Annotated in this window: 11 protein-coding genes and 1 rRNA gene (1 of these 12 only partly in view); 1 reads left to right on the top strand and 11 read right to left on the bottom strand. The window is 73.2% G+C overall.

Annotated features, from left to right (window positions below; translation table 11 throughout):
• The 10 genes from ACQYWQ_RS17600 to ACQYWQ_RS17555 all read right to left on the bottom strand — a co-directional run.
• A 16S ribosomal RNA gene (locus ACQYWQ_RS17600) occupies positions 1-151 on the bottom strand (it extends 1,378 nt beyond the left edge of the window).
• 716 nt (positions 152-867) lie between these two features.
• Positions 868-1,674, bottom strand: a complete 807-nt coding sequence (proC, locus tag ACQYWQ_RS17595; RefSeq protein ID WP_431035744.1) for a pyrroline-5-carboxylate reductase — start codon at positions 1,672-1,674, stop codon at positions 868-870.
• A gap of 168 nt (positions 1,675-1,842) precedes the next feature.
• The gene (locus tag ACQYWQ_RS17590; protein WP_431035742.1) at positions 1,843-2,580 is read right to left on the bottom strand and encodes an ABC transporter permease; all 738 of its coding nucleotides are present in this window, start codon (positions 2,578-2,580) and stop codon (positions 1,843-1,845) included.
• Positions 2,577-3,359: an ABC transporter ATP-binding protein gene (locus ACQYWQ_RS17585; protein ID WP_431035741.1), complete on the bottom strand. Its 783-nt coding sequence runs from the start codon at positions 3,357-3,359 to the stop codon at positions 2,577-2,579. Before ACQYWQ_RS17585 ends, ACQYWQ_RS17590 begins: the two co-directional genes overlap by 4 nt.
• Before the next feature lie 221 nt (positions 3,360-3,580).
• Positions 3,581-4,411: a class I SAM-dependent methyltransferase gene (locus tag ACQYWQ_RS17580; protein WP_431035739.1), complete on the bottom strand. Its 831-nt coding sequence runs from the start codon at positions 4,409-4,411 to the stop codon at positions 3,581-3,583.
• Positions 4,412-4,495: 84 nt separating this feature from the next.
• Positions 4,496-5,026 carry an EamA/RhaT family transporter gene (locus tag ACQYWQ_RS17575; protein WP_431035737.1) on the bottom strand — a complete coding sequence of 177 codons (531 nt, stop codon included), beginning with the start codon at positions 5,024-5,026 and terminating at the stop codon, positions 4,496-4,498.
• Between the two features lie 81 nt (positions 5,027-5,107).
• Complete coding sequence (gene ilvD, locus ACQYWQ_RS17570; protein WP_431035735.1) at positions 5,108-6,961, bottom strand: dihydroxy-acid dehydratase; 1,854 nt, start codon at positions 6,959-6,961, stop codon at positions 5,108-5,110.
• Positions 6,962-7,170: 209 nt separating this feature from the next.
• Positions 7,171-7,836: a TetR family transcriptional regulator gene (locus ACQYWQ_RS17565; RefSeq protein WP_431035733.1), complete on the bottom strand. Its 666-nt coding sequence runs from the start codon at positions 7,834-7,836 to the stop codon at positions 7,171-7,173.
• A 109-nt stretch (positions 7,837-7,945) separates the two neighbouring features.
• Complete coding sequence (locus ACQYWQ_RS17560) at positions 7,946-8,830, bottom strand: sugar phosphate isomerase/epimerase family protein (protein ID WP_431035731.1); 885 nt, start codon at positions 8,828-8,830, stop codon at positions 7,946-7,948.
• A 407-nt stretch (positions 8,831-9,237) separates the two neighbouring features.
• Positions 9,238-10,224, bottom strand: a complete 987-nt coding sequence (locus tag ACQYWQ_RS17555) for a Ppx/GppA phosphatase family protein (RefSeq protein ID WP_431035730.1) — start codon at positions 10,222-10,224, stop codon at positions 9,238-9,240.
• Between the two features lie 329 nt (positions 10,225-10,553).
• On the opposite strand from ACQYWQ_RS17555, the gene ACQYWQ_RS17550 reads away from it, so the two are divergent.
• A complete protein-coding gene (locus ACQYWQ_RS17550; RefSeq protein WP_431039235.1) occupies positions 10,554-11,564 on the top strand; it encodes a hypothetical protein in 1,011 nt (336 codons plus the stop codon).
• Positions 11,565-12,055: 491 nt separating this feature from the next.
• On the opposite strand, the gene ACQYWQ_RS17545 is transcribed toward ACQYWQ_RS17550, so the two are convergent.
• Positions 12,056-13,747, bottom strand: a complete 1,692-nt coding sequence (locus ACQYWQ_RS17545; RefSeq protein ID WP_431039234.1) for a sigma-70 family RNA polymerase sigma factor — start codon at positions 13,745-13,747, stop codon at positions 12,056-12,058.
• Positions 13,748-13,922 lie beyond the last annotated feature (175 nt).

Below are 13,922 nucleotides of genomic sequence, written 5' to 3'. Positions count from 1 at the left end.
CAGGGCTTGTCCCAGAGTGCAGGGCAGATTGCCCACGTGTTACTCACCCGTTCGCCACTAATCCCCGCCCGAAAGCGGTTCATCGTTCGACTTGCATGTGTTAAGCACGCCGCCAGCGTTCGTCCTGAGCCAGGATCAAACTCTCCGTGAATGTTTTCCCGTAATCGGGATACCACCACGAGAGCGGAACCGGGAGAGGAATAATCCCCCAGGTTCACAGCGTCCTCGCTGTGTGTGTTTCAAAGGAACCTCAACCTCAGGCCGTAATGGCCATCGGTCGGGGTATCAACATATCTGGCGTTGACTTTTGGCACGCTGTTGAGTTCTCAAGGAACGGACGCTTCCTTCGTACTCACCCTCTCGGGCTTTCCTCCGGGCGTTTTCCCTTCGGTATTTCGTGTTTCCGACTCTATCAGACTCTCTCGGGCCCGATTTCCTCGGTGCTTTCCGGTTCCCGGACCGGCCTCTCGGCCTTTCCGTTTCCCTTTCGGCGTGTCCGACTCTATCAGATCCTCGCGGTTCTGATTCCCTGTCAGTTGGGGTTGTCTTCCCGGCCGTTTCCGGTCCGTTCCGACGTCCTGAACAGTAGTGGATTCTCGCCCGGACTCATAATCGAGCCGGTTCGGAAACGAATTCGGGCAGCCGTGCAAACAAGCACGGCAGAGCCGAATACATTCCCGTGCGGGAAGTCGTACTGATCAAGGGGGTGTGCCGCTTTCGCGGCGAGAGTGTTGCCCCGGAGCCGGTCCGGCTCTGTGGCAACTCGAAGAACCTTAGGGACCGGAGCGCCGCGTGTCAAACCGGGTGCGCGTGGGGGCTCGCTCTGCTATCTGGAGCCCCCACCCGTCGGGCTCGTGCTCCCCGTACTCAGGCACCTGCGGCGAGTTCGCGGCTCCGGTCGCGGGCGGCTTCGAGGGCGGCGATCAGGGCGGCGCGGACACCGTGGTTCTCCAGCTCGCGGATCGCGCTGATCGTCGTACCCGCCGGGGACGTGACGCTCTCGCGGAGCTTGACCGGGTGCTCGCCGGAGTCTCGGAGCATGACGGCGGCACCGATCGCGGCCTGCACGATCAGCTCGTGCGCCTTGTCGCGCGGCAGGCCGAGCAGGATGCCCGCGTCCGTCATCGCCTCGACGAGGAAGTAGAAGTACGCGGGGCCCGAGCCCGAGAGCGCGGTCGCGGCGTCCTGCTGGCCCTCGGGGACCCGCAGCGTCTTGCCGACGCCGCCGAAGATCGTCTCGGCGTGGGCGAGGTGCTCCTCGGTGGCGTGCGTGCCCGCCGAGATCACGGACATCGCCTCGTCGACGAGCGCCGGGGTGTTCGTCATGACCCGCACCACCGGCGTACCGGGCGCGAGGCGCTCCTCGAAGAACGCCGTCGGGACGCCCGCCGCGCCGCTGATCACGAGGCGGTCGGCGGGCAGGTGGGGGGCCAGCTCGTCGAGCAGCGTCCCCATGTCCTGCGGTTTCACCGTGAGGATCAGGATGTCCGCGCTCTTCGCCGCCTCCGCGTTGCTCACCGGGCTCACGCCGTGGCGCGCGCGCAGCTCCTCGGCGCGCTCGGGGCGGCGCGCGGTCACGAGCAGGTCCCCCGGCGCCCAGCCGGCCCGCAGCATGCCGCTGAGCAGCGCCTCGCCGATCTTTCCGGTGCCGAGTACGGCGACTTTGAGCGTCATCGTGTTCACCCTCCGGGCGGGGTCGTCGTCCGGCGGTCAGTCTCGCACCGGGTGGCGGTCGCGGGCCGGGTTGTCCGGTGGGCGGTACGGGGCCGGTGGGCGGCCCGGACTCGTATGACGGGCGGCGCATCGGCTCGTACGACATTCGTACCGTCAGTATTCGTACCGTCAGTTCGTACGGCGGCGGAGTGTGGCCGCTCCCAGGGACAGGACCAGGAGGGCACAGCCCGCGACGACGAGGATGTCGCGGACGAAGTCGCCCGTGACGCCGGTGTGGCGCTGGATCTCGTTCATGCCGTCGACCGCGTAGGACATGGGGAGGACGTTCGAGACGGCCTCCAGGACGGGCTGCATGCGGGCCCGCGGGGTGAAGAGGCCGCACAGGAGGAGCTGCGGGAAGATCACCGCCGGCATGAACTGGACGGCCTGGAACTCGGAGGCGGCGAAGGCCGAGACGAAGAGACCGAGCGCCGTGCCGAGAAGGGCGTCGAGCAGCGCGACGAGGAGCAGGAGCCACGGGGAACCCGTCACGTCGAGGCCGAGTACCCAGACGGAGAGGGCTGTGGCGAGGGCTGCCTGGAGGACGGCGAGGGCGCCGAAGGCGAGGGCGTAGCCGCCGATGAGGTCGCCCTTCGCGAGGGGGAGGGCGAGGAGGCGTTCGAGGGTGCCCGAGGTCCGTTCGCGCAGGGTCGCGATCGAGGCGACCAGGAACATGGTGATGAGCGGGAAGATCCCGAGCAGAGACGCGCCGATCTGGTCGAAAGTGCGCGGGCTCGCGTCGAACACGTATCGCAGCAGGAAGATCATCAGACAGGGAACGACGAGGAGCAGCGCGACGGTGCGGGGGTCGTTGCGGAGCTGGCGCAGGACGCGCGCGGCGGTGGCGAAGGTGCGGGCGGGGCTCATCGGGTCTCCTCGGCCGCGGTGTCGACGAGGGCGAGGAAGGCGGCCTCGACGGAGTCGGCCGCTGTGCGGGTGCGCAGGTCCTCGGGGGTGCCCGCCGCGAGGAGCGTGCCTTCGCGGAGCAGGAGGAGATGGTCGCAGCGTTCCGCCTCGTCCATGACGTGCGAGGAGATGAGCAGGCTCGTGCCGCGCTCGCGGGCGAGGCGGTGGAAGAGGGCCCACAGGTCGCGGCGCAGCACGGGGTCGAGGCCGACCGTCGGTTCGTCCAGTACGAGGAGTTCGGGGCTGCCGAGGAGGGCGACGGCGAGCGAGACGCGGCTGCGCTGGCCGCCCGAGAGTGCGCCGGCGCGGGTCTCGGCGTACGGGGTGAGGTCGACCGCTTCGAGGGCGGCGTCGACCGCGTCGGCGCGGCGGTGTGCCGCGCGGCGGCCGGGATCGAGGACGGCGGCGAAGTAGGCGAGGTTCCTGCGCACGCTCAGGTCGTCGTAGACGGAGGGCGCCTGGGTCACGTAGCCGAGGCGGGAGCGCAGGGCCGGGGTTCCCGCCGGTGCGCCGAGGACGGTCAGCTCGCCCGTGACCGCGCGCTGGGTGCCGACGACGGCGCGCATGAGGGTGGATTTTCCGCAGCCTGAGGGGCCGAGCAGGCCGGTGACGCGACCGGTGGGGATGGTGAAGGCGAGGTCGTCCAGGACCGTGCGGCGGGCGCGGCGGACGGTGAGGTGGCAGGCGCTGACGGCCGAAGCCGCCGTTCGGCCGGGGTTCGTGGGACGACGGGGAGGCATGGGGTCTCCGTGCGGGAGCCGGTGGAGCGATTAATTAACCGCTTGGTTAATTGTTGGCGGCCCTGGCCGGGGCGTCAAGGGCTCGACGGGGTGCGGGGCGCGGGGGCGACCGGGAGACCCTTCGCCGTGTTGACGCGCGAAGGCCCCCGGGATGCGGGGGCCTTCGGTGGTACGGAGCGGTGCGACGTAGCAGGTCAGGGGCGAGATGGCGTCAGTTGGACTCAGTGCGCGGGGCGGCGCGCGAGCGTCAACTCGACAAGGTATTTCTCCTCGATCGTGGCATCCGGGAACACCGCGAGAAGCGCCGCGCGTTCGGCTGCCAAGAAGTTGTTCCGGGCGGTTTCGTCCTGCACGAGGAGGATGGAGTGGCTTGCGAGGTTCGCGAGGTGGTGGTCGACCGGAATGCGGCGGCTCCAGCGGACGGTGCGGAACGCCGAGTCGACCTGCTCGGCGAGCGAGCGGTTCCTCGGGGAGCCGTGGCGCGGGTCCTGGGCGGCCTCCGGCGTCTCCAGGAGTTCGCGCGGGCCCGGTGCTCCGGGCGCGCCGTGCGCCTGGGCCTTGGGGCCGAACCACTCGCGCAGGCGGGCGCCCTGGGCGGCGACCCACTCCACCTCGGGGTCGGAGATGTTCCACCAGGCGGCGAGCGATCCACCGGGGCGCAGGACGCGCAGCGCCTCGGGGAGCGCGCGCTCGGGGTCGGTCCAGTGCCAGGACTGGGCGTACGTGATGAAGTCGGCGCTGGCGTCGCGGAGCGGGAGCGCGTTCCCGTCGCCGCGGACGACGGGGAGTCCGGGGTGGTCGTGACGGTACTGGCCGGCCATGCCCGCGCCGGGTTCGACGCCGAGGACACGGGCGCCGCGGGCGGCGAGCCGGGCGCTCGCGATACCGGTGCCCGCCCCGACGTCGATGACGCGGGCGCCGCTCAGCGGGCGCCCGGCGAGTTCCTCGACGGCCTCGAAGAGGGCGTCCGGGTAGGAAGGGCGGTAGGCGGCGTAGGCGCCGGCGACGGCGTTGAACGAGTGTGCTCTGCGGGTGTGCGTGGCAGCGTCCATGAGGTCATCCTGCGCGGACCGCCGGGTGCCGGGTCAAGCGACCTGGGTCCCGGAGCCGTTCCTGGCGCCGCGCGTCACCTCCCGTCAGCGGCGTTTCGTCTTCCCGCGGCCCTTGGCGCCTGGCTTCGGGCCGCCCTTGGCCCGCCGCTTCTCGTACCGCGTCCGCGCCTGCTCGTACTCCTCACGGACGAGGGACTCGCCCGGGGCCTCGGTGAGGCAGCGCACCGCGTGGGCGAGGAGGGTGCCGAGGAAACCGATCGCCAGGAGGCCGCGCAGGGACTGCTGCGCGGCGGGGTCGGGGCGGCGCGTGAAGTTCTGCCACGTACGGGCGAAGGCCATCGCCGTGCACAGCGTGAACATCACGACGAGCAGGATGTTCACGAGGCCGCCCACGTCGGCGAGTGCGATGCCTTCGTAGGCGAACTTCAGCACGAGGGCCCCGGCCGCCGCGCAGAGCAGCGAGCCGAGGCCGACGGCGGCGCGGCGGGCGGCGTAGCCGCCGTCGTGGGCGAGCCACGTCGTGCCGAAGAAGCGCAGCGGTTCGGGGCGTGGGCCCGGCTCGCTCGGTGTCCTGGGGGACGGGGGGCCGGGGGTCTCGCGCGCGTTCTCGGTCACCCGGCGATTATCGCGGGCGCGGGGTACGGGGCGGGGGCAGCCCCCGGGAGGTCCGCCCCCGCGCCGTCACCTTTCGCGCGGTCAGCCGCCGAGAAGGGTCACGTCGCGCACGGCGCCCTTGTCGGCGCTGGTCGCCATCGCCGCGTACGCCCGCAGCGCGGCCGAGACGTGCCGTTCGCGCTGCTTCGGCGCGTACACCCCGCCGAGCGCCTCGCGGCGTGCCGCGAGGGTCGCCTCGTCGACGAGCAGTTCCATCGAGCGGTTCGGGATGTCGATGCGGATGCGGTCGCCGTCCTCGACGAGCGCGATCGTGCCGCCCGCGGCGGCCTCGGGCGAGGCGTGTCCGATGGAGAGGCCGGAGGTGCCGCCCGAGAAGCGGCCGTCGGTGACGAGCGCGCAGACCTTGCCGAGCCCGCGGCCCTTGAGGAAGGACGTCGGGTAGAGCATCTCCTGCATGCCGGGGCCGCCCTTGGGGCCCTCGTAGCGGATGACGACGACGTCGCCGGGCACGACCTTCTTCGCGAGGATCTTCTCGACGGCCTCTTCCTGCGATTCGCAGACGACGGCGGGGCCCTCGAAGGTCCAGATCGACTCGTCGACGCCCGCGGTCTTCACGACGGCGCCGTCCTCGGCGAGGTTGCCGCGCAGGACCGCGAGGCCGCCGTCGGCCGAGTAGGCGTGCGCGACGTCGCGGATGCAGCCGCCCGCCGCGTCCGTGTCGAGCGAGTCCCAGCGCTCCGACTGCGAGAACGCCTCCGCGCTGCGGCGGCAGCCCGGGGCCGCGTGCCACAGCTCGACGGCCTCGTCGCTCGCCGTGCCGCCGCGCACGTCCCACGTCTCCAGCCATTCCTTGACGGAGGCCGAGTGGATCGTGTGCACGTCCTCGTTGAGCAGCCCACCCCGGTACAGCTCGCCGAGGATCGCCGGGATGCCGCCCGCGCGGTGCACGTCCTCCATGTAGTACGTGGTCGAGCCGGCCACGTTCGGCGCGACCTTCGCGAGGCAGGGGACGCGGCGCGAGACGTCGTTGATGTCGTGCAGGTCGTAGTTCGCGCCCGCCTCCTGGGCGGCCGCGAGCAGGTGCAGGATCGTGTTCGTCGAGCCGCCCATCGCGATGTCGAGCGCCATCGCGTTCTCGAAGGCCGCGTGCGTGGCGATGTTGCGCGGCAGGACGCTGTCGTCGTCCTGCTCGTAGTAGCGGCGGGTCAGCTCGACGACCGTCTCACCGGCCTTCTCGTAGAGCGCGCGGCGGGCCGTGTGCGTCGCGAGGACCGAGCCGTTTCCGGGGAGCGAGAGACCGATCGCCTCGGTGAGGCAGTTCATCGAGTTGGCGGTGAACATGCCGGAGCAGGAGCCGCACGTGGGGCAGGCGTTCTCCTCGATGCGGAGGATGTCCTCGTCCGAGACCGACTCGTTGACCGCGTCGCTGATCGCGTTGATCAGGTCGAGCTTGCGGACCGTGCCGTCGACCAGCGTCGCCTTGCCGGCCTCCATCGGGCCGCCCGAGACGAAGACCGTCGGGATGTTGAGGCGCAGGGCGGCCATCAGCATGCCGGGCGTGATCTTGTCGCAGTTGGAGATGCAGATCAGCGCGTCGGCGCAGTGCGCCTCGACCATGTACTCGACGGAGTCGGCGATCAGGTCGCGCGAAGGCAGCGAGTAGAGCATCCCGCCGTGGCCCATCGCGATGCCGTCGTCGACGGCGATCGTGTTGAACTCGCGGGGCACGGCGCCCGCCGCCTTGACCGCTTCGGAGACGATCCGGCCGACCGGCTGGAGGTGGGTGTGCCCGGGCACGAACTCGGTGAACGAGTTCGCGATGGCGACGATCGGCTTGCCGATGTCCGCACTGGCTACGCCCGAAGCGCGCATAAGGGCGCGGGCGCCCGCCATGTTGCGGCCGTGGGTGACAGTGCGGGACCTCAGCTCGGGCATCGTCGCTCGCTCCTCGTCGTACGGGGTGGTGATGCGCGCCGGGCGCGGCCGCGGGGGCCGCCTTCGACGCGTAAGTCGTGCGGTCGAGCGTACGCCCGCGCTCCAAGATCTGGACAGGGTGTCCGGAATGCGGGACGTTTGTGCTCGGCGCCGCGTGGGCGCGGCGGTGTGGGCGCGCGTGCCCGGGGGTCGGCGCGCGTGCCCGGGGGCTACGACGGGTCGTTCGTCCGCTCTCCCGCGACGGCCGGGTCCGGGTCGGCGAGGTAGCGCTGGAGGGTGGGGGCGACGGCGGCGACGAGGCGGGAGGCCGGTTCGGAGGCGAGGGGCTCGACGCCGAGCACGTAGCGCAGCAGGGCGATGCCGACGAGGTGCGAGGCGGCGAGTTCGGCGCGCAGGCGGGGGTCGGGGACGTCGAGTTTCCCGGCGATGCGTTCCAGGAGGCGGCTGAGGACGAGTGAGCGCAGGACGCCCGCGGCGGCCTCGTGGGTGAGCGCGGAGCGGACGAGGGCGAGCAGCGGAGTGCGCGTAGCGGGGTCCTCCCATACGCCGAAGAAGTACGCGGCGAGGCGTTCGCCCACCCCTTCCGTGCCTGCGCCGATCACGTCGGCGAGGCCCTCGGTGGGAGCGAAGTGCGCCTCGACGGCGGCGGCGAACAGGGCGTCCTTCGTGCCGAAGTAGTGGTGCACGAGGGAGGCGTCGACTCCGGCGAGCCGGGCGACGGCGCGTACGGGGGTGCGGTCGTAGCCGTGCGCGGCGAAGGCGGTCCTGGCGGCGTCGAGGATGCGCTCCCTCGCGCCGGGGCCGCTCGCGGTGAGGGCCTTGGGGGGTCGGCCGCGGCGTCGGCGGGGTTCGCGCGCCGTCTCGTCGTCAGCCATCCGTACCGTCTCCTCCGTACCGGGCGTGTCCCACCGTGCCTGCCTGTGCCGCCGCCCGTTCTCGTCCGTTTTCCGCGCCCGCCCGCCGGGCCGCTCGCCCGCTTCGTGGTCAGGGGCGCGGGGACCTCGCGGGCGAGGGGGTGGTGGGGTCGGGCTCGGGGCGGAGGGCTTCGGTGGGCCGGGCGGAGAGGGGCGCCGCCAGGTGAAGCCGCGTGTAGGCGAGGGCTTCGGCGAGGTCCGCCTCGCGTTCGGCGTTGGACATCGCGCGTCGCGTGTTGACCTCGATGACCACGTGGCCCGTGAAGCCGCTCACGGCGAGGCGTTCCAGCGTCTCGGCGCACGGCTGGGTGCCCCGGCCAGGCACGAGGTGCTCGTCCTTGCCGGATCCCGAGCCGTCGGCGAGGTGGACGTGGGCGAGGCGGTCGCCCATGCGGTCGATCATCGCGGTCGCGTCGGTACGCGCGGTCGCGGTGTGCGAGAGGTCGACGGTGAAGTGCCGGTAGTCGTCGTGCGTCACGTCCCAGTCGGGCGCGTAGGCGAGGAGTTCCCGCTCGCGGTAGCGCCACGGGTACATGTTCTCGACGGCGAAGCGGACGTCCGTCTCGTTCGCCATGCGCCACACGCCGTCGACGAAGTCGCGTGCGTACTGGCGCTGCCAGCGGAAGGGCGGGTGGACGACGACGGTCGACGCGCCGAGGCGTTCGGCGGCGTGGCGGGCGCGCTGGAGCTTGGTCCAGGGGTCCGTTGTCCACACCCGTTGTGTGATGAGCAGACAGGGGGCGTGGACGGCGAGTACCGGTACGCGGTGGAAGTCGGAGAGCCTGCGCAGGGCGTCGATGTCCTGGCTGACCGGGTCGGTCCACACCATGACCTCGACGCCGTCGTAACCGAGGCGCGCGGCGATCTCGAAGGCCGTCGCCGTCGACTCCGGATAGACCGAGGCCGTCGACAGGGCGACCTTCGCACCCGGAACGCGGACCGCTGCATCAACCACCCCCACAGCCTACGGGGCGGTAGCGCGGGGGTGTCCGGGCGAGCGCCCCGCGGGACGCGCGGAGCGCGGTCGCGGCGGTCTCGACCTGCGCGGTGGCGGGGAGTGTGCGGTTCGCCACGAGGGGCAGGGGCGGGGGCGAAGGGGTGCGGGCGCGGAGCGGTGCGGGGCTTGGTGGCGGGCGTCGGGTGCGGGGGTGCGGGGCCCGGTGGCGGGCGTCGGCGCTCGTGCCGTCTCGTCACGCTGTGGCGCGTACCGCCGCACCGCCGCACCGCCGCACCGCCGCACCGCCGCACGGCCGCACGGCCCCGTACCGCCGCCCGTACCTCCCGGGCGGTCCCGTACGGCCCGTGCCGGCTGCCGCGGCGATCACGGCGCGTCCCGCGTCGCGGCGCGTCCCGCGCGTCCGCTCAGCCTCGGGGGGTGCGGGTCGCGACGGCCTCTGCCACCGTGCCGCGGCCGCCCTCGGCGCGGTCGAGGCGGTCGAGCCTGCGGAGGATGACGCCTTCGCGGAGCGCCCAGGGGCAGATCTCGGCGCGTTCGATGTCGAAGAGGTCGAACGCGCCCTCGGCGACGATGGCGCCGGCGAGGAGCTGGTCGGCGCGGTCCTCGGGGATGCCCGGGAGTTCGGCGCGTTCGGCCGCGGTCATCGCGGCGAGGCGCGGCACCCACTCCTCCAGGGAGCGGCGCTTGAGTTCGCGCGTCACGTACAGCCCCTCGGAGGAGCGTGCCGCGCCGCCGACGCGGGCGAGGCGGCGGAAGGTCTTGGACGTCGCGACGACGTGGTCCGGCGGGCCGAAGCGGCTGAATTCGCCGACGACGCGGGCTATGGCGGCCCGTACGTACTTGCGCAGTTCCCTGACGTCCTCGGGCAGCGGCGGATCGCCCGGCAGGCGGGCGTGTGTGAGGCGGCCCGCGCCGAGCGGGAGCGAGACGGCCGCGTCCGGCTCCTCGTCGAGGCCGTACGCGATCTCCAGCGAGCCACCGCCGATGTCGAGCAGCAGCAGGCGACCCGCCGACCAGCCGAACCAGCGGCGCGCGGCGAGGAACGTGAGCCGGGCCTCTTCCGGGCCGCTGAGCACGTCGAGCCGTACGCCCGTCTCCTCGCGGACGCGGCGCAGGACCTCGTCGGCGTTGACGGCGTCGCGCACGGCGGAGGTCGCGAAGGGGAGCAGTTCCTCGACGCCCTTGTCCTCGGCGGCCTGGAGCGCTTCGCGGAGCGTGGCGATGAGCGCGGTCACGCCGCGCTCGCCGATGGCGCCGTCCGCGTCGAGCAGCTGGGCCAGGCGCAGCTCGGCCTTGTGCGAGTGCGCGGGCAGCGGCCGCGCTCCGTGGTGGGCGTCGACGACGAGCAGGTGCACCGTGTTCGAGCCGACATCGAGTACTCCGAGCCTCATGGCCGCACACGCTACTGCGCCGCTCGGGGCGCGCGGACGGGGTACCGGATGGTGCACCGGGGCGTACGGGGGGCGAGTGGAGCGGACGGGCCCGAGCGGGGGCGGGCGCGGGCGGAGCGGGCGGGCGCGGGCGGAGCGGACGGGCGTCAACCGGGAGCGGTGCCCGTAAGCGGAAGCGGAAGCGAGTGGGAACGCGGGGCGAGGCGTGCGGGGGCGCGGGGGCGCGGGGTGACGTCGTACGCGGGACGCGCGCGCGACGTTCCCGGTCGGCCGGGTGACGCGCTTACGCTGGGCGCGTGCCGAAGACGAAAAAGGCGAAGTCCCCGGAAATGCCGCCGTCCGAAGAGGCCCCCGAGGTGCCGCAGCAGCAGAAGCAGGACAAGCGGAAGCGCAAGCAGAACGACAAGCAGGCGGACAAGCGGAGCGCGAAGCAGGACGTGAAGACGAGCGCGAAGCGGCACGCCAAGCAGAACGCGAAGCAGGCCGCGCTGCTCGCGCGGGAGCTGCGGACCGCGTCGGCGGAGGAGGGTTCCGGTGACGTGGTCGTCGCGGTGGCCGCCGACCCCGACGCGTATCCCGTCCCCCGTGACGACGAGAAGGGGCTCGATTTCGCGCGGGCGTGGGTGGAGTTCGTCGATCCGGACGACGAGGAGCAGGTGTTCCGCTGCGATCTGACGTGGCTCACCTCGCGCTGGACCTGCGTCTTCGGCAGCGGCTGCCAGGGCATTCAGGCGGGGCGAGCGGCGGACGGCTGCTGCACGCTGGGCGCGCACTTCTCCGACGAGGAGGACGAGGAGCGCGTCGCCGGGTTCGTCGAGCGGCTGACGCCGGACATCTGGCAGCACCACGACGTGGGCACGTCGACGGGCTGGGTGCAGCTCGACGAGAACGACGGCGAGCGGCAGACGCGGCGCTGGGAGGGCTCGTGCATCTTCCAGAACCGGCCCGGTTTCGCGGGCGGCGCGGGTTGCGCGCTGCACATCCTGGCGCTGCGCGAGGATCGCGAGCCGCTGGAGACGAAGCCGGACGTGTGCTGGCAGCTGCCGGTGCGCAGGACGTACGACTGGGTGGAACGGCCGGACGGTACGCAGATCCTCCAGGTGTCGATCGGCGAGTACGACCGCAGGGGCTGGGGCCCGGGGGGCCACGATCTGCACTGGTGGTGCACCTCGGCGGCGTCGGCGCACGGCGCGGGCGACCCGGTCTACGTCTCGTACCGGCCGGAGCTGACCGAGCTGATGGGCAAGAAGGCGTACGCGCAGCTGGTGGAGCTGTGCGAGGCACGGCTGGCTTCGCAGCTGCCGCTGGTGGCCCCGCATCCGGCGGACCCGGTGGGGTGACGGCGCGGGACGGCTCTGCGGGTTGTCGGCGGGAGTCGGGCGCGGGAGGCGGGGCGGGGGCCGGGGGCGGGTGGTGAGGAGTGTGCTGAGCGGGGGAGGCTGAGCGGCCGGGCCGGGGCGTACGGGGTCGGGGGGGCGGCTTGTTCGGTGGTACGGGAGTGGGGAGGGGCGCGCAGGAGTGGCCGCGCGCCCCTCTTTGCGTCGCGTGGGCGTCGAGTGTGCGTGGCGTGTTTGCCGTGTTCGTACGCCGAGCGGGGGCGCGAGGTCGTACGCCGAGCGGGGGCGCGGGCGGGGCGGGCGTCGAGCCGGGGCGCGGGCGGGGCGGGCGTCGAGGCGAGCGGCTGGCGCGGTGAGCGGGTGGCGGGCGTGAGGTGGGGCGGAGGGGGAGCGCGCGCTGCGGTGAGCACGTGGCCGGGGAGGGGGTGCACGCCCACCCGGCTCCCAGCCCCACCCAGCTCACCCAGTTCCCCGCCCGCCCCGACCCCCACCGCCTAATGCCTCCGCTGCTGCTCACCCTCCGCCCCCGGCTCCCCCGCCGGTGGTTCCTCCGGGCTCGTCGGGCCCGAGGTCGGCGGGGTGGTCTCCGGTGGTTCGGGTGGCTGGCTCGTCGGCGGCTCGCTCGGGCCGGGGTCGGAGGGCTGCTGCGGCTCCTCGCTCGGGCCGGGGTCGGCAGGGGGTTCCTGGCTGTGCGTCGGCCGGGTGGCCGGGCCCGACTCGGTGGGCGGCGCGGTGCTCTCCCTGTCGTCTCCGCCGCCCTTCTCGTGCGAACGGCCACGGGTGCCGCTGCCACTGAGCACGATCACCGCGTCGACCGGACTCACCCGGATCTCGGCCCGCCAGCCGTGCCCCGGCGTACGCCCGCGCACCACATGCGCCCGTACCGTCACCGACTCGTCAGGTTCGAGCCGCCCCGCGTGCTTGCTCAGCCACACCCAGTCGGCGTCGGAGGCGAGCCTCCAGTCGAGCGGCGCGCGACCCGTGGCGCGCAGGGTGATCAGGCTCGTGGCGCCCCGCGTGCGGACGGTGATGGCGAGCCCTGAGGCGCCCGCGCGGTGCTTGCCCTCCGGGTCGACGACGGTCGCCGAGAGCGGCTTGCCCGCGTCCTGGGCGCTGCCCGCGTTCTCGTACGGCTCCGCTCCCGTACCGCCCTTGCCCTCGCTCTCGCGCGCGCTCACCGCACGCCCGCCGTCCGCGCTGTCGTCGAAGAACGGCAGCCCGCCTCCGTACGAGGTCCACAGGGCGAGGAGCGGCGCGGCGACGACGGTCGCCACGACCGTCGATGTGACGGCGCGCGAGCGCAGCCTTTCGCGCCGGGCCGCGCGCTCCCGCGCGTCCATCGGGAAGCCCTTGCGGTCGAGGCGCAGCTGCGTGGCACCTTTGCGGTGCTTGGCCGGCAGGGCGGCGGCGCGCGCGAGGATCTCGGCGCGCGGGGCCGTGAGGACGGGCAGCGCGTCCGGGGTGACGGCCGTGCCGGGCCACGGCTCGGCCGCGCCGGCGCGTTCGGCGGTACGGCGGCAGCGCGGGCACTCGTCGACGTGGCGCACCAGCTCGCCGCGCAGTGCCGAGCCCAGCGGGATGCGGCGGTCCCCCGCGTACCGCGCGGCGACCGGGCAGCCCCCGCTCGCCGCGACGCCGAGCGCGACGCGCGTCCGCTCCACCTCGCACGCGGCCGCGGCGAGCAACTCCCGTGCCGCAGTGGCCTCCAGTCCGATCACCGCGGCCACCTGGAGCGGGCTCAGCCCGTGCCGTACCGCGAGTTCCAGGGCCTCGCGCTGCTCGGGACTCGTGCCCGCCGCCTCCGGCCAGGCGAGTCTCGCCAGCTCCCTGCGCCGCTCGCGCCCCTCCGCGGACTCCTCGCGCGCTTCGTCGTCGGAGCGCCCGCGCGCCTCGGTGAGCCGCCGCAGGCACACCCAGCGGGCCAGCGCGTAGAGCCAGGCCTGCTGGTCCGCCTCGTCCAGCGGCGCACGGCTCTGCTTGCGCGTGGCGAGATCGAGTACCTCGCGCACGACGCCGACCGCGGCCTCGTGCGCGCACAGCACCGAGAGGCAGTACGTGAAGAGGCCGTCGAGGTGCCTGTCGAAGCGCTCGTCGATACCGCCCCCGGGCCGCGCCGCGGCCTCGCCTGGCACGCCTGAGGAGCCCGTACCGTCCCGGGTGGTGGAGTGCTCGGTCCTGCTGCTCATCACCCGGCGACCGTAGGCGCCCCTGCGCGCGTACTCGCCCCTCCTTGAGCCGTTTTACTCCTTACGGGTGAATAGATCGCTCGAAAGGGGACACCGCAGAGCCCGTACGGGCCCGAAGGGGGGCGCATGCGGGCGCGAACCGGGGGCGCGTACAGGGCAAGCGCGGGGCGCGCAA

Source organism: Streptomyces sp. P6-2-1, from assembly GCF_050613165.1.
In the GTDB taxonomy this organism is placed as follows: Bacteria; Actinomycetota; Actinomycetes; order Streptomycetales; family Streptomycetaceae; genus Streptomyces.
Note: the sequence above shows the minus strand (reverse complement) of the source record. Positions and strands in the feature narration are given on the sequence as shown.

Excerpts from the sequence above, each read along its gene's own strand:
- proC (WP_431035744.1), bottom strand. The coding sequence starts at position 1,674 with ATGACGCTCAAAGTCGCCGTACTCGGCACCGGAAAGATCGGCGAGGCG.
- ACQYWQ_RS17590 (WP_431035742.1), bottom strand. The coding sequence starts at position 2,580 with ATGAGCCCCGCCCGCACCTTCGCCACCGCCGCGCGCGTCCTGCGCCAG.
- ACQYWQ_RS17585 (WP_431035741.1), bottom strand. The coding sequence starts at position 3,359 with ATGCCTCCCCGTCGTCCCACGAACCCCGGCCGAACGGCGGCTTCGGCC.
- ACQYWQ_RS17580 (WP_431035739.1), bottom strand. The coding sequence starts at position 4,411 with ATGGACGCTGCCACGCACACCCGCAGAGCACACTCGTTCAACGCCGTC.
- ilvD (WP_431035735.1), bottom strand. The coding sequence starts at position 6,961 with ATGCCCGAGCTGAGGTCCCGCACTGTCACCCACGGCCGCAACATGGCG.
- ACQYWQ_RS17565 (WP_431035733.1), bottom strand. The coding sequence starts at position 7,836 with ATGGCTGACGACGAGACGGCGCGCGAACCCCGCCGACGCCGCGGCCGA.
- ACQYWQ_RS17555 (WP_431035730.1), bottom strand. The coding sequence starts at position 10,224 with ATGAGGCTCGGAGTACTCGATGTCGGCTCGAACACGGTGCACCTGCTC.
- ACQYWQ_RS17550 (WP_431039235.1), top strand. The coding sequence starts at position 10,554 with ATGCCGCCGTCCGAAGAGGCCCCCGAGGTGCCGCAGCAGCAGAAGCAG.
- ACQYWQ_RS17545 (WP_431039234.1), bottom strand. The coding sequence starts at position 13,747 with ATGAGCAGCAGGACCGAGCACTCCACCACCCGGGACGGTACGGGCTCC.